We start from the raw sequence: 23468 nt of genomic DNA, 5'->3' as shown, positions 1-23468 counted from the left end.
ACTAAACAGGAGGATCAACCGCATCACGCATTCGCGGTCCTCGGTAGTGATCCCCGGGAAGCTTCGCTGATTGAAGCCGACCCGTGGGTCTCGATCGATGACCGGGTGCAGGGCCAGTAGACAGATGCTGGGCTGGGTTGATGCGGCTGGACTTCCGTTAAATAAGAAACGGAGGTGACTCTCTTGGAGGGTCCCGAAATCCAGTTCTCAGAAGCAGTCATTGACAATGGCCGCTTTGGCAAGCGTGTAATCCGCTTCGAAACCGGCCGTCTTGCCAAGCAGGCAGCCGGCGCAGCCATGGTGTACATCGACGAGGACACCGCGCTGCTCTCCGCCACCACCGCCGGCAAGCACCCGCGTGAAGGCTTCGACTTCTTCCCCCTGACGGTGGACGTTGAAGAGCGCATGTACGCTGCCGGCCGCATCCCGGGCTCGTTCTTCCGCCGTGAAGGCCGCCCGTCCACGGAAGCCATCCTGGCCTGCCGCCTGATGGACCGCCCGCTGCGCCCCGCGTTCGTCAAGGGCCTGCGCAACGAGGTCCAGATCGTCGTCACCGTGCTGGCGATCAACCCGGACGAGCTCTACGACGTCGTGGCCATCAACGCCTCCTCGATGTCCACCCAGCTGTCCGGCCTGCCGTTCTCCGGCCCGATCGGCGGCGTCCGCGTTGCCCTCGTCGCCGACGAGCAGGGTTCGCAGTGGGTTGCCTTCCCGAAGCACTCACAGCTTGAGAACTCCGTGTTCAACATGGTTGTCGCCGGCCGCGTTGCCGGTGACGACGTCGCCATCATGATGGTCGAGGCGGAAGCCACGGACAACTCATGGAGCCTCATCAAGGAACAGGGCGCCACCGCCCCCACCGAAGAGGTCGTTTCCGAGGGCCTGGAGGCCGCCAAGCCGTTCATCAAGGCTCTCTGCGAAGCCCAGCAGGACCTGGCTGCCCGCGCCGCCAAGCCCACCGTCGAGTTCCCCGTCTTCCTGGACTACCAGGACGACGTGTACGCCGCCGTCGAGGCTGCCGCGGCCGAGAAGCTCACTTCTGTCTTCCAGATCGCCGACAAGCAGGAGCGCGACAATGCAGCGGACGAGCTGAAGGACGAGGTTGTTGGCTCCCTCGCCGGGCAGTTCGAAGGCCGCGAGAAGGAGCTGTCCGCAGCCTTCCGCTCCGTGACCAAGCACGTGGTCCGCCAGCGCATCCTCAAGGACCAGATCCGCATCGACGGCCGCGGCCTGACGGACATCCGCCAGCTCACCGCCGAGGTTGAGGTCCTGCCCCGCGTCCACGGTTCGGCCATCTTCGAACGCGGCGAGACCCAGATCATGGGTGTCACCACGCTGAACATGCTCAAGATGGAACAGCAGATCGACTCGCTGTCGCCGGTAACGCGCAAGCGCTACATGCACAACTACAACTTCCCGCCGTACTCCACCGGTGAGACCGGCCGCGTCGGTTCCCCGAAGCGCCGCGAAATCGGCCACGGTGCCCTGGCTGAGCGCGCGCTCGTCCCGGTGCTGCCGTCCCGCGAGGAGTTCCCGTACGCCATCCGCCAGGTGTCCGAAGCCCTCGGCTCCAACGGCTCCACCTCCATGGGCTCGGTCTGCGCCTCGACGCTGTCCATGCTCAACGCCGGTGTTCCGCTGAAGGCGGCCGTTGCCGGCATCGCCATGGGCCTGGTCTCCGACCAGGTGGACGGCCAGACCCGCTACGCAGCGCTGACCGACATCCTCGGCGCCGAAGATGCTTTCGGTGACATGGACTTCAAGGTTGCCGGTACGGCTGAGTTCGTCACCGCCATCCAGCTGGACACCAAGCTGGACGGTATCCCGGCCTCCGTGCTGGCAGCAGCCCTGAAGCAGGCGCGCGAGGCCCGCCTCCACATCCTCGAGGTCATCAACGCCGCGATCGATACCCCGGATGAGCTCTCCGAGTTCGCTCCGCGCGTCATCGCCGTCAAGATCCCCGTGGACAAGATCGGTGAGGTCATTGGGCCCAAGGGCAAGATGATCAACCAGATCCAGGAAGACACCGGCGCCGACATCTCGATCGAGGACGACGGCACGGTTTACATCGGCGCCACCAACGGCCCGTCTGCCGACGCAGCACGGTCCGCGATCAACGCCATCGCCAACCCGCAGGTCCCGGAAATCGGTGAGCGCTACCTGGGCACGGTCGTCAAGACCACCACCTTCGGTGCCTTCGTGTCCCTGACCCCGGGCAAGGACGGCCTGCTGCACATCTCCGAGCTGCGCAAGCTCGCCAGCGGCAAGCGCGTGGACAACGTCGACGACGTCGTCTCCGTGGGCCAGAAGATCCAGGTCGAGATCACCAAGATCGACGACCGCGGAAAGCTGTCCCTGTCGCCGGTAGTGGCTGATGAGGAAGGCGCCGGCGAAGCCGACCGCGTTCACGCTTCGGCTCCGGCAGAAGGCTCGGACGCTTCCGAGTAGTTTCAGGCTCCGGCAGCTGCGTGCTGCCGGAACCGATCAAGGCGGGGCCGTTGGTTGTACCACCGGCCCCGCCCCATTTAACCCGCACCCTTTTTCACCGCTCGCGGCGGCAAATCAGCCCACGTCAGAGCCACGCCGACGGCGGGGCCCGCTGGTACGATTGCAGGCAGATTTGGCTCCGCTTCCCGAAAGGCCTTGATGACTGTCGTACCCCTGCCGCTGGAGCAGAACCACCCCGGCGACACCCTGATCCATGGAGCCGACGGCGGTTCGGAAGTCCGCCGTTCGGTCCTGCCCGGCGGGGTGCGCGTCCTGACCGAGGCGATGCCGGGGCAGCGTTCGGCCACCATCGGGTTCTGGGTGGGCGTAGGGTCCCGCGACGAGGCCCCCGGGCAGCACGGCTCGACGCACTTCCTTGAGCACCTGCTGTTCAAGGGCACGAAGAGGCGTACCGCCCTGGAAATCGCTTCCGCCTTTGACGAGGTGGGCGGCGAATCCAACGCCGCCACGGCGAAGGAGAGCACCTGCTACTTCGCCCGCGTGCTGGATACGGACCTGCCCATGGCCATCGACGTCATCGCCGACATGATCACCGGCGCCGTGCTGGACCCCGCGGAGATGGAGCAGGAGCGGGATGTGATCCTCGAAGAGATCGCCATGGACAGCGACGATCCCACGGACGTTGCCCATGAACACTTCGTGGCCGCCGTGCTCGGCACCCATCCGCTCGGACGCCCCATTGGCGGCACCCCGGCTGCGATCCGCGCCGTTGCGCGGGACTCCGTCTGGGACCACTACCGCCGGTATTACCGCCCGGACGAGCTGGTGATCACCGCCGCCGGCGGCCTGGAGCACGACGTCGTCTGCCGGCTTGTGGTGGATGCCCTCCACTCCGCCGGTTGGTCCCTGGAGTCCGGGGCGGCTCCCGTGGAGCGGCGTTCCACGAAGCGCGCACAGATCGCCGGCACCGCGGGGCTGCATGTGGTCACCCGCCCCGTGGAACAGGCCAACATCATCATGGGCTGTCCCACCATCGTGGCTACCGACGAACGCCGCTACGTCATGAGCGTGCTGAATGCGGTGCTCGGTGGCGGAATGTCATCGCGTCTGTTCCAGGAGATCCGTGAGAAGCGCGGGCTGGTGTACTCCACGTACTCCTTCGCCTCCTCCTACGCCGACGCTGGCTACTTCGGCATGTATGCAGGCTGCACCCCCACCAAGGTCCGCCAGGTCCTCGAACTGCTCAGCGCCGAACTGGACAATCTCGCGGCCGGCGGCATTTCCGAGGACGAGCTTCGCAAGGCGGTGGGGCAGCTCTGCGGCGGGATCGTCCTGGCGCTGGAGGACACCGGCTCCCGGATGTCCCGGCTGGGCCGCGCCGAGCTGGTCTCCGGCGAATACCAGGACATCGATGAGACCTTGCGGCTCATCAAGGCCGTGACGGCGGAACAGGTCCAGGAGCTGGCCAGCGAGCTTGCTGCAGCTCCCAGGACCATGACGGTGGTCGGCCCGTTCGACGAATCGGAAACCTTCGGGCTCTGACCCGGGGGCCACCAGCGCAGGGAGATTCCGGCCTAGGAGGAATGATGGACCAGCCGCAACCGGGAACGGCACACGAGGCACTGGAGATCTTTGTCGGGCGCTGGCTGGGAACCACCGAACTGGCCGCCTCGCCGTGGGGTCCGGCACGTTCGGCCACCGCGGAGGTGACGTTCACCCGCGCCGCCGGAGGCTTCGCCGTCGTCCAGTCCTATCGCCACACCGAAGCCGACGGCACGCACTTCGAGGGGCACGGGGTCTTCACCGTGGACCCCGACCACGACGAAACGCTTTGGTACTACGTCGACAGCATTGGCCGGCCCCCGGCGGCGCCGGCCCGTGGCGCCTGGCATGACTCGACCCTTACGGTGGAGCGGCACAGCGACCGCGGCACCGCGCGCCACACTTTTCGCGTTGACCAGGGGGTGCTGACCCACACGGCCGAACTGCGGCTGGGCCAGGCCGCAGACTTCCAGCCGTTCATGACCTCGATCTGCCGCCGCGCCTAAGCCGTAGGCTGAGCCGCCGTGCCGCGTCGTGCCGCGGCATCAGCCCAAAGCCACCACCGCCCGGTTGGGCTAGCCGCCTGCGAAAGGCGGCAGGACGTCCACCACGTCGCCGTCGGCCAGGACCGTGGTCCGGTCCCGGACGGCGACCTCGTTCAGCAGGAAGCTGCTGCGGGCCAGGATCCTCTCCAGCGCCGGGGTCCCGGCGGGAGGTTCGGGGCGTTCGACGTTGAGCATGGCGGCGAGCAGGGACTCCACCGTGGATCCGGCGGGAAGTTCGAAGCGCTCTTCCTCCACGCCTGCCGCGGCGCGCGCGGCAGCGAAGTATCGTACGTTCACGGGATTAGCCTCCGATGGCGCTCATGCTGCGGTCCGGCTGGACGAAGTCCGGAGCGTCGAGTCCCACGTGGTCCATGCCGTGGGCTTTGGGCTTCAGCCACATGGCATCCTGCCAGCGTTCGGCGAGCTGCTCGTCGCTGGCCCCTTGTCTCAGCAAACCGAGCAGGTCGAACTCCTCGCGGGAGAAGAGACAGCTCATGATCTTGCCTTCGGCGGTGATCCGGGTCCGCCGGCAATCAGAGCAGAACGGCTCGGTGACCGAGGCGATGATCCCCACGGTTCCCAGCACCGGGCCATGTGGATCAGCAACTCCCTGTGGATCGGCAACTCCATGCGGATCAGCGGAACCGGCCGCCCGGCGTCGTACTTCAAAACGTTCCGCCGGTGCGCCGTCGCGGGCACGCGGATCCGGACTCAGCACGAACTCCTCGGAGAGGAGTCCACGGATCTCCGCCGCGGTAATCATGTTCCGGCGGGTCCAGCCGTGGTCGGCGTCCAACGGCATCTGCTCGATGAACCGCAGTTCATAACCGCGCTCCAGCGCCCAGGCGAGGAGGGATGGCGATTCAGTGTCGTTGATGCCCCGCATCAGCACCGCGTTGAGCTTCACCGGCCCCAGGCCCGCCGCCCAGGCAGCGTCCACCCCCGCGAGCACCCGGTCCAGGAACGGGCGCCGTGTCAGTTTGGTGAAGGTTTCCTCGTGCAGCGAGTCCAGGGAAACATTGATGCGCGTCAGCCCGGCGGCCTTGAGGGCTGCGGCCTTCCGGTCCAGCCCGACGCCGTTCGTCGTCATGGAAATCGGAAGCTCGGGGTGTGCCTGGCGGAGGGCACTAATGATGTCGACCAGGTCGGCCCGGACCAAGGGTTCACCGCCGGTCAGGCGCAGTTCGCGCACCCCCAGCAGGTCAACGCCGATGCCCACAATCCGCACAATTTCCCCGGCGGTCATGACCGCCTGCTTGGCGAGCCACTCCAGCCCCTCGGCCGGCATGCAGTAGGTGCACCGCAGGTTGCATTTGTCCGTGAGCGAAAGCCGCATATCCGTGGCCCTGCGGCCGTAGCGGTCCGCGAGGCCGGCAGGTGCGTTAGCCGGGCGGGCGGGGACCCCGGCCGGACGCGCCGCCGGAAGGGGCTGCGGACCTGAACCGGGTGCGCCTCCTTCGGGGAGCTGCGGCATGCCAAGCTGAACACTCATGACTTCAGGCTACGCCACCCCGGGCCGCCGATCACACTGTGCTCCCCCCTGCCTCGGCCGTCCCGGACAAACCGTTGCTGCCGTCGCGGAGAATACGCAGCCGCCAAGCACGACTGCGGTGCCGGAAAGCGCTGATGAACCTATGCTTGAAGGGTGAACGGGTCCCATGAGCCAGGCCGGCACCGGCGCCGGTGGGCGGCGGCAGCAGGAGTGGTGGCGGCCGGCACCGGAGTCGTCGCCAGCGAACTCATCGCCGGTTTCGTCAGTCCTTCACTTTCAACGCTTTCTGCACTGGGCGGCGCCGTCATCGACGCGGTCCCGCCAGGCGTCAAGGAATGGGCTGTTTCCCTCTTCGGCACAGCGGACAAGCTTGCCCTGCTGGCCGGCATGGCGCTGGGAATCGCCGTTTTCGCTGCCGCGGCAGGCGTCCTGGAGTTGGGCCGGCGCTTCGCGGGTGCCGCCATCTTTGCCGTCTTCGGCGCCGTGGGCCTGGCCGCGGTTTTGACCCGCGCACAGGTGACCGTAGCCGCCGTCGTCCTTCCGCTCCTCGCGGCCGTGATCGGAATCGCGGTGCTGCTGAAGCTGGTCAGGCGGTTGGCTGCCGTTCGCACGGGCGGGGATGCCAGCCCCGGACCGGCCCGGCGGGGTTTCTTCCAGCTGATGGGTGGCACCGCCGCCGGCGTCCTGGTGGGCGGCGCCGTCGCCACCGCCTGGCGGGGCGGGGCCGCGGGCGTCAACGAGGTCCGCCGGACGCTGCGGCTGCCGGTGCCGGAATCTCCGGCGCCGCGCATCCCGTCCGGCGCTGACATCGGGCTGGCGGGAGTGACGCCGCTGGTCACACCCAATCCGGACTTCTACCGCATTGACACCGCACTGTCCGTTCCCGTGCTTGATTCCCGCGAGTGGAAGCTCAAGGTCACGGGGCTGGTGGAACGCGAGGTGGAGCTCAGCTTCGAGGAGCTGCTGGCCAAGCCCCTGATCGAGCGGCACGTGACCATCGCCTGCGTGTCCAACGAGGTGGGCGGCGATCTGATCGGCAACGCGCGCTGGCTGGGCTGGCCGGTGAGGGAGCTGCTGGCGATGGCCGGTCCCAAGCCGGACGCGGACATGGTCCTGTCCCGAAGCTCGGACGGTTTCACCGCGAGCACCCCGCTGGAGGTGCTCAGGGACAACCGCGATGCACTGCTGGCGGTGGGGATGAACGGCGAACCGCTCCCGCTCGAACACGGCTTCCCCGTCCGGATGATCGTCCCCGGGCTGTACGGGTACGTGTCCGCCACTAAATGGCTCACCGAACTGAAGGTCACCAGGTTCGCCGACGACGTGGGCTACTGGACGCCTCGCGGCTGGTCAGAGCGCGGACCCATCAAGATCTCATCCAGGATCGATGTGCCCCGGAACGGAGCCTCGGTAACTGCCGGGACCGTGGCTTTTGGCGGCGTGGCATGGGAGCAGCACACCGGAATCGGCAAGGTCGAGCTCCGGGTGGACGGAGGGAACTGGCAGCCGGCCCGGCTCGCCCCGGGCATGTCCGTGGATACGTGGTACCAGTGGCAGCTTGGCCTCGAGCTTCAGCCCGGGCAGCACGAGATCCAGGTGCGGGCCACGGACCTGAAAGGCGCCGCCCAGACGGAGGAGCATCGCTCGGTGGCGCCGGACGGCGCCACGGGCTTCCACACCATTAGAGTGGACGTGAAAACGTAGCCCACCTAAGGCCGGACCATGCACAGCCCGCACGAGCACAGCACCCACGATCACGGCGCGCATCGAAGCGTGGCGGATCACCGGCAGGCGGTCCGGGACCTCCTCGAACCGCTGCGGTCCCGGGAGCGGACCGAGAGGCTTCCGCTGGTCCGGGCCCTGGGCCGGGGGCTGGCGGAGGACGTCGAGGCGCCGTTGAGCCTGCCGCCGTTTCCGAACTCCCAGATGGATGGCTTCGCCATCCGCTCCGAGGACGTGCCCGACGGCGGGGCGAAGCTGCGCGTGGCGGCCGCGGTTCCGGCGGGCACCCGTCCCGTGCCCCTGCAGCCGGGGACGGCCGCCCCGATCATGACCGGGGCCATGGTGCCGGACGGGGCTGACGCCGTCGTACCCGTTGAACAGGCCAACCCCTCCGTCTTTCCGGCCGCAGGAGAAGAGGCTGAGGTGAGGCTGCCAGCGACGGCTGCGGGGACGTTTATCCGTGCCGCCGGAAGCGACATCGAAGCCGGCCGGCTGGCCCTGGCCGCCGGCACCTGCCTGGGTCCGGCCCAGCTGGGCCTGCTCGCTGCACTTGGGCTGCCGGAGGTCCTCGTTCACCAGCAGCTGTCCGTCCTGCTGGTCACCACCGGCGATGAAGTAGTGGAACCCGGGGAAGCGCTGGGGGACGGAAAGATCTACGACGCAAACGGCACCCTCCTGGAATCCGCGCTGCGGCAGGCTGGACTTGCCGTGACCAGGGCGGGCATTTCCGCTGACAGCCCGGAAGCCCTGCGGACGCTGCTGCGCACCCACACGGCTGCGGTGGACCTGATTGTCACCACCGGGGGAGTCAGCAAGGGGGCTTACGAGGTGGTGCGGCAGGCCATGGACGGCCAGGACGTCGCATTCCAGCACGTCGCCATGCAGCCCGGCGGACCCCAGGGGCTGGGAACCTTCGACGGCGTGCCACTCCTTGCGTTCCCGGGGAACCCCGTCAGCTGCCTCGTCTCCTTTGAGATGTTCCTCCGTCCCGTCCTGGGCGAGCTGTTCGGCGCGCCCGCGCCCAGGCCCGCGGTCAGGGCACGGCTGGCTCAGCCCCTGTCTTCCCCTGCCGGCAAACACCAGGTCCGGCGCGGGTCCCTGCAGGCGGACGGTACAGTCCGGCTGCAGGGCGGCGAAAGCTCGCACCTGGTGCAGGCGCTGGCCCACTCCAATGCCCTGGTGCACGTACCCGTTGGCACAACAGCCCTCGGCGAGGGCTCCGAAGTGGAAGTATGGATGTTGTGACTGCAGAAAATGACCACGGCGCCCTGACGCACCTGCGCCGTGACGGCACGGCCCAGATGGTGGACGTCTCAGAGAAACCGGAGACCACGCGCGAAGCCACGGCAACGGCGACGGTCCACAGCACCGCGGAGGTCCTGGCACTGCTGGGCACCGGCGGCCTGCCCAAGGGCGATGCACTGGCAGTGGCCCGGGTCGCCGGGATCATGGCGGCCAAGAAAACCCCTGAGCTGATCCCGCTGTGCCATCCGCTCCCGATTTCAAAGGTGACGGTCGACTTCGAACTTGGACCCGAGACCGTGGACATCCTGGCCACCGTCAAGACCAGGGGCGTGACCGGCGTCGAAATGGAAGCGCTGACGGCCGCCTCCGTGGCGGCGTTGAGCGTGTACGACATGATCAAAGCCGTGGATAAGCACGCTGTCCTCACGGACATCAAGGTGCTGGCCAAAAGCGGCGGCAAGAGCGGGGACTGGACCCTGTGAGCAGCCCCGATTCCAACAGCACGGGACCGCACGTCCACGGAGAAGTGCAGGGCCGCAAGGCCGGCGTCGTCATTGCCTCAACACGGGCTGCCTCCGGCGTCTACCGGGACGAGACCGGGCCGGTCATCACCGACTGGCTCACCGAACATGGCTTCGTGCCGTATCCGGTCATGGTGGTGCCCGACGGCGAGCCGGTGGGCGCCGCGATCCGGGCCCTCCTCACCCAGGAACCCGCCGTCGTCATCACCAGCGGCGGCACCGGCCTGAGCCCGGATGACCGCACGCCGGAAATGACGCTGCCGCTGCTGGACCGCGAAATCCCCGGCATCATGGAGGGTATCCGGCAGTTCGGTACGTCCAAGACGCCCCACGCTATGCTCAGCCGGGGACACGCCGGTTCGGCTGGCCGGACGTTCATCATCAACCTGCCCGGATCACCCAAAGGGGTCATGGACGGACTGTCCGTCCTGGACCCGGTGATCGGGCACCTGTGCGACCAGTTGGAGGGCGGACATGGCCACTGAGGCTTCGTTCGAAGTAGTACACGCGGTGCTCAGCACCGAACCGATCTCCGTGGACCAGGCCATTGCGGCCGTGGAGTCGGAGACCGCCGGGGCTGTGGTCAGCTTCAGCGGCGTGGTGCGGAACCACGATGGCGGCAAGCCGGTGGACCGGCTCAGCTACAGCGCCCACCCGACGGCCCGGAAGATGCTGGACGATGTCGTGGCGCAGTTGGTGGCCGAGCAGGCGGCAGGGACTGATGCTGCTGATGGCGCCGCGGCTCCTCCCGTCCGGATCTGGGTCGCGCACCGGGTGGGTCCGCTGGAAATCGGCGACCCTGCCCTGGTCTGTGCGGTGTCGGCCGCCCACCGAGGCCAGGCCTTTGCCGTGTGCTCCGAGCTGGTGGACCGGGTCAAGGCGCAGGTGCCGATCTGGAAGGAACAGTTCTTCAGCGACGGCACTGTTGAATGGGTCGGGGCCGGGGAATAACGGACGGCAGCGCTGGCGAATAACAGCCGGCAGCGCGGGGGATTCCCGCGCCCGCGCGTGAGGTAACGCATGGGTTCCGGTTCCGTCCGCCGCCCACGCGAACGGTAGTGTTGAATCCATGACCCAACAACTTCCTGTCGCCGTTCTGGGCGCAAACGGGCGCATGGGCGCCGAGGCCGTCAAAGCTGTTGAGGCCGCTCCGGACATGTTGCTTGTCGCCGCGCTGGGACGCGGTGACTCCCTCGATTCCCTGCTCGACGCCGGTGCCCGCTACGTCGTGGACCTCACCGTTCCGGAGAGCACCGAGGAGAACGTCCGTTTCGCCGTCGAAAACGGCATGCACGCCGTGGTGGGAACCACGGGCTGGGACCTGGCCAGGCTGGAGTCGCTGGAGGCCATCCTGGCCAGCCACAAGGACGTCGGTGTGCTGATTGCCCCCAACTTCGCCCTCGGCTCCGTGCTCACATCGGCTTTCGCCGCCAAGGCCTCCAAGTACTTCGAATCCGTGGAGATTATCGAACTCCACCACCCGGACAAGGTGGACGCGCCCTCGGGCACCGCGGTGCGCACCGCACAGCTGGTGGCAGCGGAACGCGAGGCGGCCGGCGTCGGCCCCAGCCCCGACGCCACCACTACTGAACTGGCCGGTGCCCGCGGCTGCGAGGTGGACGGCGTGCGCGTGCACAGCGTCCGGCTCCGCGGGCTCGTGGCGCATCAGGAGGTCCTGCTCGGCGGGCCGGGGGAGCAGCTGACGCTCCGTCATGATTCCTTCGACCGGGCCTCCTTCATGCCCGGCGTTCTCCTGGGCCTGCGGAATGTCGCAGCCCATCCCGGGCTCACCGTCGGCCTGGACGGCTACCTGGACCTGGGGCTGTAGCGCAGTGAAACCGCTTCTTGGCTGGCTGAGGACAAACCGCACCAAGATTTGGGTGGGTGCGGTGACGCTCCTGCTGGTCTTCTATCTCGTGGTGTCCTTCCAGCGTTCCATCCTTTTGCTGACTGACGCCCAGCCGGTGGCCAAAGCCATCGGCGCGGCTTACCTCGTGCTGCCCGTGATCGGCGCCTGGGCAATGATCCGGGAACTCCTCTTCGGTGCCCGGACCGAACAGATGGCACGGGTGCTGGAGGCCGAAGGTGGCCTGCCAGAGGACAACCTGCCCCGCACACCTGCCGGCCGGATCATCCGCGCCGCCGCGGACCAGGAGTTTGAGAAGTATCGCGCAGAAACCGAAGCCGCCCCGGACGACTGGCGCTCCTGGTTCAGGCTCAGCTGCGCCTATGACGCTTCCGGTGACCGGAAACGGGCACGTTCCTCCATGCGGGATGCGGTGCGGCTGTTCCGCGAGTCTGGCGACGCCCTGGCCCGCTAGGTCGGACCCTGGCTGCCGGGCCAGGCGTCCGGCCTACCGGATCCTTGCCGGCTGGTGGCGTCCCACCTGGTTGGCCGCGTGCCCCAGCCATTCCAGCGGACCGCGCCATTTGAGGATTGCGAAGAGCATCCCGATCAACACGGCCAGCGCTGCGTGGGCGAAGTACATCCCGTCCTCGGTCCATCCCACGGGCAATGGCCTGAGGTGGAACGATGCCACCACGCATACGTGGGCGGTGTACAGCGTCAGGGTCATCGCGCCCGGTCCGCGCAGCGGAAGCAGCAGGTCCAGCGCCAGCCACTGTCCCAGCCTGCCCACCAGGAGGCACAGGCCGACGACGGCGGCCGCCACGCCGCTGGTGTGCAGCAGGTCCAGCGTGGTTCCGGAATGTGGTGCGCTGCTGGCAAGCCACCACCAGGATCCCTCCTGCCGGACGCCGGCGAGATTGACTTGCAGGAGGCTGTCCAGCGGATAGTTGGGGTCCGTGAGGATGTCCTGCAGGGCGGCGCGGCCGCCCCATTGCTCCATCGCCGCCGTGCCCAGGACCTTGGAGAATGCCGCCACCGCAGTGCCGCCGAGCAGCAGCAACACGGGAACTATTGCCACGGTCAGCGCGAGCCTGCCGATGATGAGACCCACCAGCAGATATGAGATCCACTGGAGCACGGGGTAGTACCCCGTCAGGAACAGGTCGCCAAACAGTTGGCCCGGGGTGGAAAAGTCCTCCCACCCGGGGTTGTGGTTGAGCTGCAGCGGCGGATCTGCGGCCATGAGCCACGGCCGCAGCAGAAACGCGATCAACGGGGAAAGCAGGATCCAGCCACCTGCCCAGGCGCACAGGGCCTTCAGCCGCAGCCCGATGAACGGCAGGATGCACAGGAACAACACGGCGTAATGCACCAGGATCACCGCTATGTTGACGTCGAGCCCGCCGAGTCCGAGCCCGACGACGGCAATCACTAGCGCGCGCATCGCGATGCCCCGCCGCGTCGCCGTCAGCCCGGGTCCGTCAAGAGGCTGTTGCTTGCCGGTGGACAGGGCTAGGCCGATTCCGGCGAGCACGGCAAACAGGGCGGCGGCACGGCCGGAGAACGTCAGGCCCACCCAGGTCGGGGTCAGGGCAGCATTGGACTCAAAGGTGGGGAGCAGGTGTGTGGCCATCATGCCCAGGAGGGCGAGGCCGCGGGCAGCGTCAATGCCGGCCAACCGGACGCCTGTTGCGGGCCCCTTCGCTGTCTTGGAAGATGCAGCCGTGCTCCGCGAGGTCATGATGCGATCGTCTCACATCCGCCTTGCAGCCCTGATTTCCGTAGACCCGGAGTTCCTTGTGGCTCTAGGGGTAATCGCGAGTAGTTGAGCAGAACAACGCCGTTGCCGAACGACCGGTCCCCTCGAGCCTGAGGCTCAGCCGGACGACCGGGTCCCCTCGAGCCTGAGGCTCAGCCGGACGTCGGGGTCTTCGAACAGCGGCCGGCCGTGCCCCAGAACCACGGGATGGACGAGAATTCGGAACTCGTCGACGAGGCCCTGCCGCATGAAGGTGGACGCCAAATTGGCGCCGCTAAGGGCGATGTCACCGCCTGGCTGGGCCTTCAGTTCCGCGATGTGTTCAGGCACGACGTCGTGAATCACCGTAGTGTTCCAGTCCGCCTGGGTCAGGGTCCGCAAAAACACGAACTTGGGCATCTCGCCCAGATCCCGGCGAACTCGGCCATAGGCGCCGAGAGACCGGGATCCTGGTCAGCTGTGGGCCAGAAATCGGCCATCAGCTCATGGGTGACGCGCCCGGACATGAAGGCACTCATCGTCCGGATCCGCTCGTTGAGGTGGCAGAGGAGTTCCTCGTCGGCCAGATGCCAGCTGATGTCCCGGTCGGGCCGCTCGAAGAAGCCATCCAGGGATGACGACATCATCAGGATGATCTTGCGCATTCGAGCACCTCCAAGGGGCGGCGAAAGGCGGCAGGCCGCCGTCGTCGTACCTTCCAGTGACGCACTCAGGGATCCGGCGGGACAGGACGTGCCCCCCGCCGGCAGCCCAATTGGTGGTTCTTGCCTGAGACCTGGTCCGGACTGGTTGGTCCCGGCGGAATCGCCAGACGCATGATGCCGCACGGTGCGCTGGCTCCCAGGGTCTTGTATTCGAATATATGTTCGAATAGGATTTCGGCATGAAGAAGTTATCAGTGGGTTCGGCAGGTCATCAGCTTGAAGGGCGTGAGCTTAGGGCGCAGGGGTTTAAGAGTGATCCCATCAACGCTCATGCCCCCCGGGCTGATCCGCCCAAGCCTGATCCGCTGAAGGGTGATCCGCTGAAGGCGATGAGCCCCGGCGTCGTGGATTACCTGTTCCGGCAACTTGTGGCGGGGAAACCGGCCGAGGATGTCCAGTGGGGCCGGGAAGGCGTGGCACTCTCGGCCCAGGGGCCCGGGGCGGAGCTTGCACGCCGGCTGTCCGAAACGGACCTCGATGCGTTGACGCCCACGGAACTGTTCCACTACGTCAGGGCGGCGCAGCGCCTTTCGCAGTGGGCCGAGTCGCTGAGGGAGGCGGCCGTGGAGCGTTACTGCTCGAGTGCAGAGCCCGCCTAGGATGGGCTCGTGACCGCACCTCTGACTGTATCCGCCATCCAGTACGCGGCCTTGGGCGGCGGCATCGAGGCCAACGTCCCGGAGCATGTACGCCTCATCGAGGACGCCGACTCCCACGGTACCAGGCTGGTGGTGTTCCCGGAGTTGTCCCTCACCGGTTACGACCTTCCCCTGCTTCGCGGCGGGGACCAGTGGGTGGCGGCTGCGGACCACCGCCTGGACCCCATCCGCGAGATCTGCCGCAGAACGGGCATCACGGCCGTCGTCGGAGCACCCTTCCGGGAACCGGAGGGTTCGCCTCGGCTCGCCTCACTGGCCGTCCACCCGAACGGCACGCAGGAAGCCGGCTTCAAGACGCACCTGCACGGCGGCGAGCACTCCCTGTTTGAAGCAGGGCAGGAACCGCTTCTGCTGGACGTGGACGGCTGGAAGGTCGCACTGGCCATCTGCTTCGACGCTGCCCACCCGCCGCACTCCGGGGCTGCGGCCGCTGCCGGGGCCGACGTGTATGCCATCTCGGCGCTCTACACGCAGGAGGAAGGCCACCGGCTGGGGCTGCATCTCGGAGCGCGGACCATGGACAACCGCATGTACGGCGTCCTTGCCAACCTCGGTGGCCGTACGCCGCTGGGGCCGTCCTGCGGCCTGAGCGGTTTCTGGGGGCCGGACGGATTGTCGATGCAGCAGGCGGGCGGTACCGGAACGGAAGTGGTCACCGCTGTGCTGCTGTGGGGTTCCCTGAACCGGTACAGGTAGCCAGCGCCCTGCGCGGCCAGCGTGCGCGCGCAATTTGACGATCATCACGCGGCGGGCATTGTCCTAACCTGCTCGTGACAGGGTAACGTTTTTCCCATGGCTGACACTTCCGCGAACATTCCTGCCCTGGGCACCCTCCTGACCGCCATGGTCACCCCGTTCACCACTGACGGCAAGGTCGATTACCAGCAGGCTGCGGAACTGGCCAGCAAGCTCGTTGACGACGGCTGCGACGGCCTCGTCGTCACCGGAACCACAGGCGAGACGTCCACCCTCACCGACGAGGAAAACCTGGGGATGTTCCGCGCCGTGATGGAAGCCGTCGGAGGGCGTGCCGCCGTCATCGCCGGCACCGGCACCAACGACACCGCGCACTCCGTGCACCTGTCCCAGGAAGCCGCCAAGCTCGGCGTCGACGGCCTGCTGATCGTCACGCCCTACTACAACAAGCCCAGCCAGGCCGGCCTCCGCGCCCACTTCGAGACGGTCGCCTCCGCCACGGACCTGCCCGTCATGCTCTACGACATCCCCGGCCGGTCCTCCGTCGAGATTGCGCCGGACACCATGATCCGCCTCGCCCAGCACCCGAACATCGTGGCCGTCAAGGACGCCAAGGCCGACTTCGCTGCCGCCACCCGCGTTCTGGCCGAGACCGAGCTCGCCTTCTACTCCGGCGACGACGGCCTGACCGTGCAGTGGATGGCCCTGGGCGCCGTAGGCCTCGTGGGCGTCACCACCCACGTCGCCACCCGCCGCTTCAGGGAGCTCATCGACGCGATGAACGCGAACGACCTCGGCACGGCCCGGAAGATCAACTTCGAGCTTGAGCCCGTGGTGCGCGCCACGATGACCCGCGTCCAGGGTGCCGTTGCAGCCAAGCAAATTCTTAAATGGCAGGGAGTCCTGCCCAACTCGATTGTCCGCTTGCCCCTCGTGGAGCCGGACGAAGCCGAGATCGAAACCATCCGCGAGGACTTGGCGGAGGGAGGGCTGGTCTTTTCCTGACGGACTGAGACCGGCACTCTTCCGTCTGGAAAGAAGTGCATTATGACCCAAGTAGCCCTCACCGGCCTCGTTACGCCTCCCCGCCTTCCCCAGGGCACCCTGCGGATTGTCCCGCTGGGCGGGCTGGGCGAAATCGGCCGGAACATGGCTGTGTTCGAAATCGACGGCAAGCTGCTGGTTGTCGATTGCGGCGTCCTCTTCCCGGAGGAAACGCAGCCCGGCGTTGACCTGATCCTGCCCGATTTCTCCTACATCGAGGACCGGATCAATGACATCGTGGCCGTGGTCCTCACGCACGGCCACGAGGACCACATCGGAGCCGTTCCGTACCTGCTGCGGCTCCGCAACGACATTCCGCTCGTGGGATCACAGCTGACCCTGGCGCTGATCGAGGCCAAGCTGCAGGAGCACCGGATCAAGCCCTACACCCTTTCGGTCACCGAGGGGCAGGTAGAGCAGTTCGGCCCCTTCCAGTGCGAGTTTGTGGCGGTCAACCACTCCATCCCGGATGCCCTGGCCGTCTTCATCCGCACGGCCGGCGGCACGGTGCTGCACACGGGGGACTTCAAGATGGACCAGCTGCCGCTCGACGGCCGGATCACCGACCTCCGGCACTTCGCGAAGCTGGGTGAAGAAGGCGTGGACCTGTTCATGTCCGACTCCACCAACGCGGACGTCCCGGGATTCACCACCGCGGAGAAGGAGATCGGACCCACCCTGGACCGGCTCTTCGGCCAGGCCACCAAGCGCATCATCGTGGCGTCCTTCTCCTCGCACGTCCACAGGGTGCAGCAGGTCCTGGACGCCGCGGCCAAGCACGGCCGCAGCGTCGCCTTCGTGGGACGTTCCATGGTGCGGAACATGGCCATCGCCGCGAAGCTTGGTTATCTGCACGTGCCGGACGGCATCGTTGTGGACCTGAAGAACATCGACTCGTTGCCCGACAACCGGGTGGTGCTGATGTCCACCGGTTCCCAGGGCGAGCCCATGGCCGCGCTTTCACGGATGGCCAACGGCGACCACCGCGTGGTGGTGGGCCAGGGCGACACCGTCATCCTGGCGTCCAGCCTCATTCCCGGCAACGAGAACGCCGTCTTCCGCATCATCAACGGCCTGCTTAAGCTCGGCGCCGACGTGATCCACAAGGGCAACGCCAAGGTCCATGTGTCCGGCCATGCCGCGGCAGGGGAGCTGCTCTACTGCTACAACATCCTCGAACCGCTCAACGCCATGCCGGTGCACGGCGAGACACGCCACCTGATCGCCAACGGCAAGATCGCCGAGGAGTCGGGCGTTCCGGCAGCCAGCATCCTGCTCGCAGACAACGGCACGGTGATCGACCTGCGGGACCACCAGGCCGACATCGTGGGCCAGGTCGAGGTCGGCTTCGTTTACGTGGACGGCTCCAGCGTCGGCGAAATCACCGACGCTGACCTCAAGGACCGCCGCGTCCTGGGCGATGAAGGCTTCATCTCCATCATCACGGTCATTAACCGGGCCACCGGCAAGGTGGTCTCCGGGCCCGAGATCCACGCCCGCGGCGTCGCCGAAGAAGACTCTGTCTTCGACGACATCATTCCCAAGATCAACGCCGCGCTGGAAGAGGCCGTGCTCAGCAACGCGGACCACACCAACCACCAGTTGCAGCAGATCGTCCGCCGGGTCGTCGGTACATGGGTCAACCGCAAGCTGCGCCGGCGCCCCATGATCATCCCGGTGGTCCTGGAAGCGTAATTGCGGACGCCCCGGGGCTGAACACAGCCCTCGGGGCCCGGAAATCCGCGGTTTCGTCGCTGCAGTGGAGTACCGTGGCAGATATGGCCACTCGTACTTCTCCCGCGCCAAAACGTACCCTCAGCAGCAAATCGGGCGCAGCCTCAGGCCGCAGCGGCTCATCGGCAGCCAAAACCGGGCGGGCGGGATCGTCCGGCGGCAGCGCCCGCACGCGCCAGCTTCCCGCCGTCGAACACCGGCAGCCCTGGCTGCTGCGGGTGGCCGGCGGGGCCTGGCTGGGCATCGGCCATCTGGTGGGCGGGGGGGTGCGCCGCATCGGCCAGGACGTCAGCGACGTCGCCCCGGAAGATCGCCGTGACGGTGCCGCACTGTTCAACCTGGCCCTGGCGGTCTTCATCGCCACCTTCGCCTGGTGGGGATTCCGTGGCTGGTTCCCGGACGCCGTCTATGCCGTGGTCAACGGCACGTTTGGCTGGATGTCGCTGGTCCTGCCGCTCATGCTTTTCGTGTGCGCCTGCAGGCTGTTCCGGCAGCCTGCAGACGGCCGCGGAAACAACCGCGTGGGGATTGGCTTCCTGGTCATGACGTTTGCCGGCTGCGGCATCGCGCACATCGTAGGCGGCCAGCCGACCGCCAGCGAGGGCTTCGACGGCCTGCGGCAGGCCGGCGGCATGCTGGGATTCCTGGCCGCCTCCCCGCTGGCCGCCATCCACCCGGCCGTCCCGCTGGTCCTGTACGGGCTGCTGGCCTTCGTCTCGGTGCTGATCGTCACAGCCACTCCGTTTGGGGCGATCCCGCGCCGCCTGCGCGGTGCCTATGAGCACCTGATGGGCATCGACCTTCAGGAGAACGGCGGCGACGCCCACGACCGCAGTTATCTGTACGAAACCAGCCCTCCCGCACCGAAGAAGAAGCGCAGGCGGCTCTTTGGCAAGGATGAAGACGCCGATGCCCGGCTGGAGGGCTACGTCGGAGACGAAGCCTTTGAACACGCCGTAGTCGACGACGACGACCCGTCACCGGACGCCGGCAAGGCAAAGCCCGCTGTGGCCCCCGGAGTCCGGCGGCCCACCCAGGCGGAGATCGCCGTCGAGAAGATCAAGGCAGCCCAGGGGCTCGGCACCAAGGGCGCCGACGCCGAGAATGCCACCGAGGCCATCCCGCTGGTGACCCCGGGCATGGCAGCCCCGGCAAGTGTGGCCGGCACAGCACCGGCCGCTGCCGTGCACGTGCCGTCCAAGCCGGTGGCGCCAGCACCCCCGCCCACTCCTATTCCGCAGCGCACCGAGCAGCTCTCCCTCGCGGGCGACGTCACCTACACGCTGCCGGCGTCCGACGTGCTGACGCCCGGGTCCATTCCCAAGGAGCGTACGGAAGCCAACGACGCCGTCGTGGCCGCCCTGACGGACACCCTGCAGCAGTTCAACGTCGATGCCACGGTGACCGGCTTCAGCCGGGGTCCCACCGTGACCCGCTACGAGATCGAACTGGCGCCCGGGACCAAGGTGGAGCGCGTCACGGCGCTGTCCAAGAACATCTCGTACGCCGTCGCCTCGAGTGACGTGCGCATCCTGAGCCCCATTCCCGGAAAATCCGCCATCGGCATCGAGATCCCCAACACGGACCGCGAGACCGTGTCGCTCGGGGACGTCCTGCGCAGCCAAAACGCCCGCCGCACCGACCACCCCATGGTCATGGGCGTCGGCAAGGACGTCGAGGGCGGCTACGTCGTGGCCAACCTCGCGAAGATGCCCCACCTGCTGGTGGCCGGTGCCACCGGCGCCGGTAAGTCCTCGTTCGTGAACTCCATGATCACGTCCCTGCTGATGCGGGCCACCCCCGACGAGGTCCGGATGGTCATGGTGGACCCCAAACGCGTGGAACTCACCGCCTACGAAGGCGTGCCGCACCTCATCACGCCCATCATTACCAACCCCAAAAAGGCTGCCGAAGCGCTGCAGTGGGTGGTCCGCGAAATGGACGCCCGCTACGACGACCTCGCCAATTACGGCTTCAAGCACGTCGACGATTTCAATAAGGCAGTCCGCGCCGGCAAGGTCCAGCCGCCGGTGGATTCCAAGCGCGTCATCCGGCCCTACCCGTACCTTCTGGTGATCGTCGATGAGCTTGCCGACCTGATGATGGTGGCACCGCGCGACGTCGAGGATTCCATCGTCCGTATCACCCAGCTGGCCCGCGCCGCCGGTATCCACCTGGTGCTGGCCACGCAGCGCCCGTCCGTTGACGTGGTGACCGGCCTGATCAAGGCCAACGTACCGTCACGGATGGCCTTCGCCACCTCATCCGTGACCGACTCCCGCGTGGTCCTCGACCAGCCAGGGGCGGAGAAGCTGATCGGACAGGGTGACGCGCTGTTCCTCCCGATGGGCGCCTCCAAGGCGATGCGTGTGCAGGGCGCCTGGGTGACCGAATCCGAGATCCACAAGGTGGTTGAACACGTCAAGGGCCAGCTCCAGGCCGTCTACCGTGACGACGTCGCACCCGAAGCGCAGAAGAAACAGATCGACGACGACATCGGGGATGACCTCGAAGTACTGCTGCAGGCCACGGAGCTGGTGGTCACCACCCAGTTCGGCTCGACGTCCATGCTGCAGCGCAAGCTCCGCGTCGGCTTCGCCAAGGCCGGCCGCCTCATGGACCTGCTCGAATCGCGCGGCGTGGTTGGTCCGTCGGAAGGCTCCAAGGCGCGCGATGTGCTGGTCAAGCCCGACGACCTCGCCGCGGTGCTGGCCGCGATGAAGGGCCAGGAGGCTCCGGCCACGGCTGATGCGCAGACCGCCGCGCTCAGTGACAACGCCAACGCCAACATCGCGCAGGGCGGTTACGCGGAGGACCTCGTTGCCGCCGACCTCGACAAGCGCACCCAGAGCGTCGACTACCACGACGGCGCCGACAGTTCCGGCGACGACGAGGACGGTTCCGAGGACGCATGGTCCCTCACCGGACGGTAGGCCCAGACGGTAGCCCTGAAGACGGTAGCACCGAAGACGGTAGCCCTGAAGGCGATAGCCCCGAAGACGGTCGCCCCGAAGACGGTAGCCTAGAAGGGTGACTAGCACCGAAGCGGCCGCGGCCGGCTCCAACAGCTCCGGGATCTGGAATCTCCCCAACATCCTCACAATGCTCCGTATTGTGCTGGTGCCGTTCTTCGTATGGTTCCTCATCGCCGACGCCCCCGGCCTCCGGAGTGAGTCCGGCGGGTGGCGCTGGGCCGCCGTGGTGGCGTTCGCCGTCGCGATTTACACGGACAAGCTCGACGGCGACATCGCCCGCAGCAGGGGGTTGGTCACCGACTTCGGCAAGATCGCCGACCCCATTGCCGACAAGCTGCTGATCGGCTCCGCGCTTGTCATGCTCTGCGTCCTGAACGAGCTGCCATGGTGGATCACCATCGTGATCCTGGTCCGTGAGTGGGGCATCACGGCGCTGCGGTTCTTCGTGATCCGCTACGGCGTCATCCCGGCATCCCGCGGCGGCAAGCTCAAGACAGTCGTCCAGACCGTGGCGATCTTCCTTTATCTTCTTCCGCTGGGGGCCATCGCTCCATGGCTGACCTGGGTGGCCTTCGCGGTGATGCTGGCAGCCGTGCTGATCACCGTCTGGACCGGCGTCGAGTACGTTGTCGAGGCACTCAAGGTCAGGTCGGAGGGGCTGCGCCGGCGGGCTGCTGACCTTGGCCAGCAGGAAAACGAGGAAGGCCAGCCGTGACGAATCTGCACAGGATCGCCGGGGAGGCCGTGGCTGCAGCTGTCGGACGTGGCGTCACCGTCGCCACCGCGGAATCCCTCACCGCGGGAATGGTCGCCGCCGTACTGGCGGACACGCCTGGCGCGTCTGCCATGCTGCAGGGTGGCGTGGTCTCCTACAACAACACCGTGAAGCGGGACATCCTTGGCGTCCCGCAGGACCTGCTGGACGCCGTCGGATCTGTGGACGAAGCGGTGGCTTCCGCCATGGCGGAGGGGGCGCGGCGGGTATGCGGTGCCGACCTGGCCGTGTCCACCACGGGCGTGGCAGGGCCTGATGCCCACGACGGCAAAGCGGTAGGAACGGTGTTCGTAGGTGTTGCCACCGCGCACGGTGTGCAGGCCTTCCCCTACAGCTTCCAAGGCACCCGGGCGGAGATCCGGGCGCTGGCCTGCGGCGCTGCATTGGAGCGTCTGCAGGAGGCCCTGGCTGCGCTAAGCTACCGGGAGTAAGGTTGCTGGGAACAAAAAGCGAGTCCGAATAGTTGTCTCATTGTGTCGCCTCTCGTCGAGGGAGGCGCCTAGGATGAAGAGAACATATGCGGTTTGCGTCACAGTGAACCGGAACCATGAGGGAGCAAGGCGATAGAGATGGTAAAGCAGCCCGTGTCCGTAAACGGCGTTGTCCGCTGGAAGGACGTGGGCCTCGCCGATCAGGCCAAGAGCGAACAGAAGGAGCGCAAGATGGTTGTACTTCGTCACGAAATCGGTGATGTTCTGCGCGATGTCCGCCAGCGTCAAGGACGTACCCTTCGCGAAGTTTCGCACAGCGCCCGGGTTTCCCTGGGTTACCTGAGTGAAGTGGAACGCGGCCAGAAGGAAGCGTCCTCGGAACTCCTGTCCTCAATCTGCTCGGCGCTGGATGTTCCGCTTTCCAGCATGCTCCGCGAGGTCAGCGACCGCGTCGCTGTCGCTGAAGGCGTTGCCGTGCCGGATACTGTCCCGCAGGAATTTTCCCAGCGTTACGGCCGTGATCTTGAGCGCGACCTGAGCAGCGAGCTTAACAACGAACTCGCCACCGAACTGCTCACCGGCGCTCGGTAAGAGAGAATGGCGCCGGTTAACGGTACCCGGTAACCCCGGACTACAGAACCACAGCGAAAGGCCTCCGGCACTTGCCGGAGGCCTTTGTCGCCCTATTTGTCGCGCCCTATTGTTGGCTGTCGCGGTCCTACTGCCGGCCTTCTGGACGTACGGCGTCTTTGGACGTGCCCCGCCGTCCAGTCCCCGTCGTGGCTTTCAGTTGTCCTTGAGTAACCCGTCACGTTCGTACGTGGCGTTGAGCTTGGACATGTAAGCAGCCAGCGCCTCGAGATCCCCTACCGGCCATTCGCCCAGGCGCTCCCGAAACACCTGGCGCCTGGCGTCCTGCACCTGGTGCATCTTCTCCTCGCCTCCGGCGGTGAGCCGGATCGTTTGCGCGCGGCCATCCAGGGGATCAGCTTCCTTGAGTACCAGGCCGATGCTTTCCAGGAAGGCGATCTGCCTGCTGACTGACGGCTTGCCCACGCCGATGGAGGATGCAAGGTCGGTAAGGCGGATGGGGCCGTTCTTACGGATCACGGTGAGCAGGCCGTAGGCGGCCGGCTCCATGTCCGGGTGGACTTCCCGCGACAGCTGCTGGGACACGGACCGGGCCCGCCGCCAGAAAATACTGATCTGGTGCTCCACGTTGGTCAGTGCTGTATCAAGCGAGTCCTCGAAGGGGGCAGTGGCTCCGGGGGCTTCAGCGGGGTTGCTCATGGCAACCATTCTAGGGTCAGCGTCCCGTGAGAGACTC

Annotated in this window: 24 protein-coding genes; 18 read left to right on the top strand and 6 right to left on the bottom strand. The window is 66.9% G+C overall.

The annotated features are described in order from the left end of the window. Positions 1-183: 183 nt before the first annotated feature. The 3 genes from AC1DFE_RS06050 to AC1DFE_RS06040 all read left to right on the top strand — a co-directional run bounded on the left by AC1DFE_RS06050 (position 184) and on the right by AC1DFE_RS06040 (position 4496). Positions 184-2448, top strand: coding sequence for a polyribonucleotide nucleotidyltransferase (locus tag AC1DFE_RS06050; protein WP_476905154.1), 2265 nt, complete (start codon positions 184-186; stop codon positions 2446-2448). 198 nt (positions 2449-2646) lie between these two features. After that, the gene (locus tag AC1DFE_RS06045; protein WP_476905004.1) at positions 2647-3990 is read left to right on the top strand and encodes a M16 family metallopeptidase; all 1344 of its coding nucleotides are present in this window, start codon (positions 2647-2649) and stop codon (positions 3988-3990) included. 44 nt (positions 3991-4034) lie between these two features. Beyond that, positions 4035-4496: a DUF1579 family protein gene (locus tag AC1DFE_RS06040; protein WP_476905003.1), complete on the top strand. Its 462-nt coding sequence runs from the start codon at positions 4035-4037 to the stop codon at positions 4494-4496. 69 nt (positions 4497-4565) lie between these two features. Here the strand turns inward: AC1DFE_RS06040 and AC1DFE_RS06035 are convergent, their stop codons facing one another. Together AC1DFE_RS06035 and moaA are read right to left on the bottom strand one after the other, a co-directional pair. After that, a complete protein-coding gene (locus tag AC1DFE_RS06035; RefSeq protein WP_476905002.1) occupies positions 4566-4832 on the bottom strand; it encodes a MoaD/ThiS family protein in 267 nt (88 codons plus the stop codon). Between the two features lie 4 nt (positions 4833-4836). Next, positions 4837-6027 (bottom strand): GTP 3',8-cyclase MoaA, encoded by a 1191-nt coding sequence (gene moaA / locus AC1DFE_RS06030; protein WP_476905001.1) that lies wholly within the window; start codon positions 6025-6027, stop codon positions 4837-4839. 153 nt (positions 6028-6180) lie between these two features. Here moaA and AC1DFE_RS06025 point away from each other — a divergent pair, with 153 nt between their 5' ends. The 7 genes from AC1DFE_RS06025 to AC1DFE_RS05995 all read left to right on the top strand — a co-directional run bounded on the left by AC1DFE_RS06025 (position 6181) and on the right by AC1DFE_RS05995 (position 11836). Further along, the gene (locus AC1DFE_RS06025) at positions 6181-7731 is read left to right on the top strand and encodes a molybdopterin-dependent oxidoreductase (RefSeq protein WP_476905000.1); all 1551 of its coding nucleotides are present in this window, start codon (positions 6181-6183) and stop codon (positions 7729-7731) included. Between the two features lie 18 nt (positions 7732-7749). Next, positions 7750-8994: a molybdopterin molybdotransferase MoeA gene (locus AC1DFE_RS06020; RefSeq protein ID WP_476904999.1), complete on the top strand. Its 1245-nt coding sequence runs from the start codon at positions 7750-7752 to the stop codon at positions 8992-8994. Continuing rightward, positions 8982-9476: a cyclic pyranopterin monophosphate synthase MoaC gene (gene moaC, locus AC1DFE_RS06015; protein WP_476904998.1), complete on the top strand. Its 495-nt coding sequence runs from the start codon at positions 8982-8984 to the stop codon at positions 9474-9476. Before AC1DFE_RS06020 ends, moaC begins: the two co-directional genes overlap by 13 nt. Then, positions 9473-10000 carry a MogA/MoaB family molybdenum cofactor biosynthesis protein gene (locus AC1DFE_RS06010; protein WP_476904997.1) on the top strand — a complete coding sequence of 176 codons (528 nt, stop codon included), beginning with the start codon at positions 9473-9475 and terminating at the stop codon, positions 9998-10000. Before moaC ends, AC1DFE_RS06010 begins: the two co-directional genes overlap by 4 nt. After that, entirely contained in the window at positions 9990-10466 is a 477-nt protein-coding gene (locus AC1DFE_RS06005) for a molybdenum cofactor biosynthesis protein MoaE (RefSeq protein WP_476904996.1), read from the top strand. The genes AC1DFE_RS06010 and AC1DFE_RS06005 overlap by 11 nt, the downstream gene beginning before the upstream one ends. 118 nt (positions 10467-10584) lie before the next feature. Next, positions 10585-11343 (top strand): 4-hydroxy-tetrahydrodipicolinate reductase, encoded by a 759-nt coding sequence (dapB, locus tag AC1DFE_RS06000; RefSeq protein WP_476904995.1) that lies wholly within the window; start codon positions 10585-10587, stop codon positions 11341-11343. Between the two features lie 4 nt (positions 11344-11347). Beyond that, entirely contained in the window at positions 11348-11836 is a 489-nt protein-coding gene (locus AC1DFE_RS05995; RefSeq protein ID WP_476904994.1) for a hypothetical protein, read from the top strand. A gap of 33 nt (positions 11837-11869) precedes the next feature. On the opposite strand, the gene AC1DFE_RS05990 is transcribed toward AC1DFE_RS05995, so the two are convergent. The 3 genes from AC1DFE_RS05990 to AC1DFE_RS05980 form a co-directional block, all read right to left on the bottom strand. Beyond that, positions 11870-13105, bottom strand: coding sequence for a heparan-alpha-glucosaminide N-acetyltransferase domain-containing protein (locus tag AC1DFE_RS05990; protein ID WP_476904993.1), 1236 nt, complete (start codon positions 13103-13105; stop codon positions 11870-11872). A gap of 135 nt (positions 13106-13240) precedes the next feature. Then, positions 13241-13522 carry a dihydrofolate reductase family protein gene (locus AC1DFE_RS05985; protein ID WP_476904992.1) on the bottom strand — a complete coding sequence of 94 codons (282 nt, stop codon included), beginning with the start codon at positions 13520-13522 and terminating at the stop codon, positions 13241-13243. After that, on the bottom strand, positions 13492-13767 hold the full coding sequence (locus AC1DFE_RS05980) for a dihydrofolate reductase family protein (protein ID WP_476904991.1): 276 nt from the start codon (positions 13765-13767) through the stop codon (positions 13492-13494). Before AC1DFE_RS05980 ends, AC1DFE_RS05985 begins: the two co-directional genes overlap by 31 nt. Before the next feature lie 239 nt (positions 13768-14006). On the opposite strand from AC1DFE_RS05980, the gene AC1DFE_RS05975 reads away from it, so the two are divergent. The 8 genes from AC1DFE_RS05975 (at position 14007) to AC1DFE_RS05940 (ending at position 22732) form a co-directional block, all read left to right on the top strand. Continuing rightward, positions 14007-14426: a hypothetical protein gene (locus AC1DFE_RS05975; protein WP_476904990.1), complete on the top strand. Its 420-nt coding sequence runs from the start codon at positions 14007-14009 to the stop codon at positions 14424-14426. A 9-nt stretch (positions 14427-14435) separates the two neighbouring features. Further along, positions 14436-15182, top strand: coding sequence for a carbon-nitrogen hydrolase family protein (locus AC1DFE_RS05970; protein WP_476904989.1), 747 nt, complete (start codon positions 14436-14438; stop codon positions 15180-15182). 96 nt (positions 15183-15278) lie between these two features. Beyond that, on the top strand, positions 15279-16187 hold the full coding sequence (gene dapA / locus AC1DFE_RS05965; protein WP_476904988.1) for a 4-hydroxy-tetrahydrodipicolinate synthase: 909 nt from the start codon (positions 15279-15281) through the stop codon (positions 16185-16187). Between the two features lie 42 nt (positions 16188-16229). Then, positions 16230-17921: a ribonuclease J gene (locus AC1DFE_RS05960; protein ID WP_476904987.1), complete on the top strand. Its 1692-nt coding sequence runs from the start codon at positions 16230-16232 to the stop codon at positions 17919-17921. Between the two features lie 83 nt (positions 17922-18004). Continuing rightward, complete coding sequence (locus AC1DFE_RS05955; RefSeq protein WP_476904986.1) at positions 18005-20893, top strand: FtsK/SpoIIIE family DNA translocase; 2889 nt, start codon at positions 18005-18007, stop codon at positions 20891-20893. A 97-nt stretch (positions 20894-20990) separates the two neighbouring features. Then, positions 20991-21650 (top strand): CDP-diacylglycerol--glycerol-3-phosphate 3-phosphatidyltransferase, encoded by a 660-nt coding sequence (gene pgsA, locus AC1DFE_RS05950; protein ID WP_476904985.1) that lies wholly within the window; start codon positions 20991-20993, stop codon positions 21648-21650. Continuing rightward, entirely contained in the window at positions 21647-22141 is a 495-nt protein-coding gene (locus AC1DFE_RS05945; protein WP_476904984.1) for a CinA family protein, read from the top strand. The genes pgsA and AC1DFE_RS05945 overlap by 4 nt, the downstream gene beginning before the upstream one ends. Positions 22142-22279: 138 nt before the next feature. Next, on the top strand, positions 22280-22732 hold the full coding sequence (locus tag AC1DFE_RS05940; protein WP_476904983.1) for a helix-turn-helix domain-containing protein: 453 nt from the start codon (positions 22280-22282) through the stop codon (positions 22730-22732). 195 nt (positions 22733-22927) lie between these two features. Here AC1DFE_RS05940 and AC1DFE_RS05935 read toward each other — a convergent pair whose 3' ends face one another. After that, on the bottom strand, positions 22928-23431 hold the full coding sequence (locus tag AC1DFE_RS05935; RefSeq protein ID WP_476904982.1) for a MarR family winged helix-turn-helix transcriptional regulator: 504 nt from the start codon (positions 23429-23431) through the stop codon (positions 22928-22930). Positions 23432-23468: the final 37 nt, after the last annotated feature.

This window comes from Arthrobacter sp. 05T423 (genome assembly GCF_056396245.1).
This window is presented reverse-complemented; position numbering and strand designations above follow the sequence as displayed.

Excerpts from the sequence above, each read along its gene's own strand:
- AC1DFE_RS06045 (WP_476905004.1), top strand. The coding sequence starts at position 2,647 with ATGACTGTCGTACCCCTGCCGCTGGAGCAGAACCACCCCGGCGACACC.
- AC1DFE_RS06040 (WP_476905003.1), top strand. The coding sequence starts at position 4,035 with ATGGACCAGCCGCAACCGGGAACGGCACACGAGGCACTGGAGATCTTT.
- moaA (WP_476905001.1), bottom strand. The coding sequence starts at position 6,027 with ATGAGTGTTCAGCTTGGCATGCCGCAGCTCCCCGAAGGAGGCGCACCC.
- AC1DFE_RS06020 (WP_476904999.1), top strand. The coding sequence starts at position 7,750 with ATGCACAGCCCGCACGAGCACAGCACCCACGATCACGGCGCGCATCGA.
- moaC (WP_476904998.1), top strand. The coding sequence starts at position 8,982 with ATGGATGTTGTGACTGCAGAAAATGACCACGGCGCCCTGACGCACCTG.
- AC1DFE_RS06005 (WP_476904996.1), top strand. The coding sequence starts at position 9,990 with ATGGCCACTGAGGCTTCGTTCGAAGTAGTACACGCGGTGCTCAGCACC.
- dapB (WP_476904995.1), top strand. The coding sequence starts at position 10,585 with ATGACCCAACAACTTCCTGTCGCCGTTCTGGGCGCAAACGGGCGCATG.
- AC1DFE_RS05990 (WP_476904993.1), bottom strand. The coding sequence starts at position 13,105 with ATGACCTCGCGGAGCACGGCTGCATCTTCCAAGACAGCGAAGGGGCCC.
- AC1DFE_RS05985 (WP_476904992.1), bottom strand. The coding sequence starts at position 13,522 with ATGCCCAAGTTCGTGTTTTTGCGGACCCTGACCCAGGCGGACTGGAAC.
- AC1DFE_RS05980 (WP_476904991.1), bottom strand. The coding sequence starts at position 13,767 with ATGCGCAAGATCATCCTGATGATGTCGTCATCCCTGGATGGCTTCTTC.
- AC1DFE_RS05975 (WP_476904990.1), top strand. The coding sequence starts at position 14,007 with ATGAAGAAGTTATCAGTGGGTTCGGCAGGTCATCAGCTTGAAGGGCGT.
- dapA (WP_476904988.1), top strand. The coding sequence starts at position 15,279 with ATGGCTGACACTTCCGCGAACATTCCTGCCCTGGGCACCCTCCTGACC.
- AC1DFE_RS05960 (WP_476904987.1), top strand. The coding sequence starts at position 16,230 with ATGACCCAAGTAGCCCTCACCGGCCTCGTTACGCCTCCCCGCCTTCCC.
- AC1DFE_RS05955 (WP_476904986.1), top strand. The coding sequence starts at position 18,005 with ATGGCCACTCGTACTTCTCCCGCGCCAAAACGTACCCTCAGCAGCAAA.
- AC1DFE_RS05940 (WP_476904983.1), top strand. The coding sequence starts at position 22,280 with ATGGTAAAGCAGCCCGTGTCCGTAAACGGCGTTGTCCGCTGGAAGGAC.
- AC1DFE_RS05935 (WP_476904982.1), bottom strand. The coding sequence starts at position 23,431 with ATGAGCAACCCCGCTGAAGCCCCCGGAGCCACTGCCCCCTTCGAGGAC.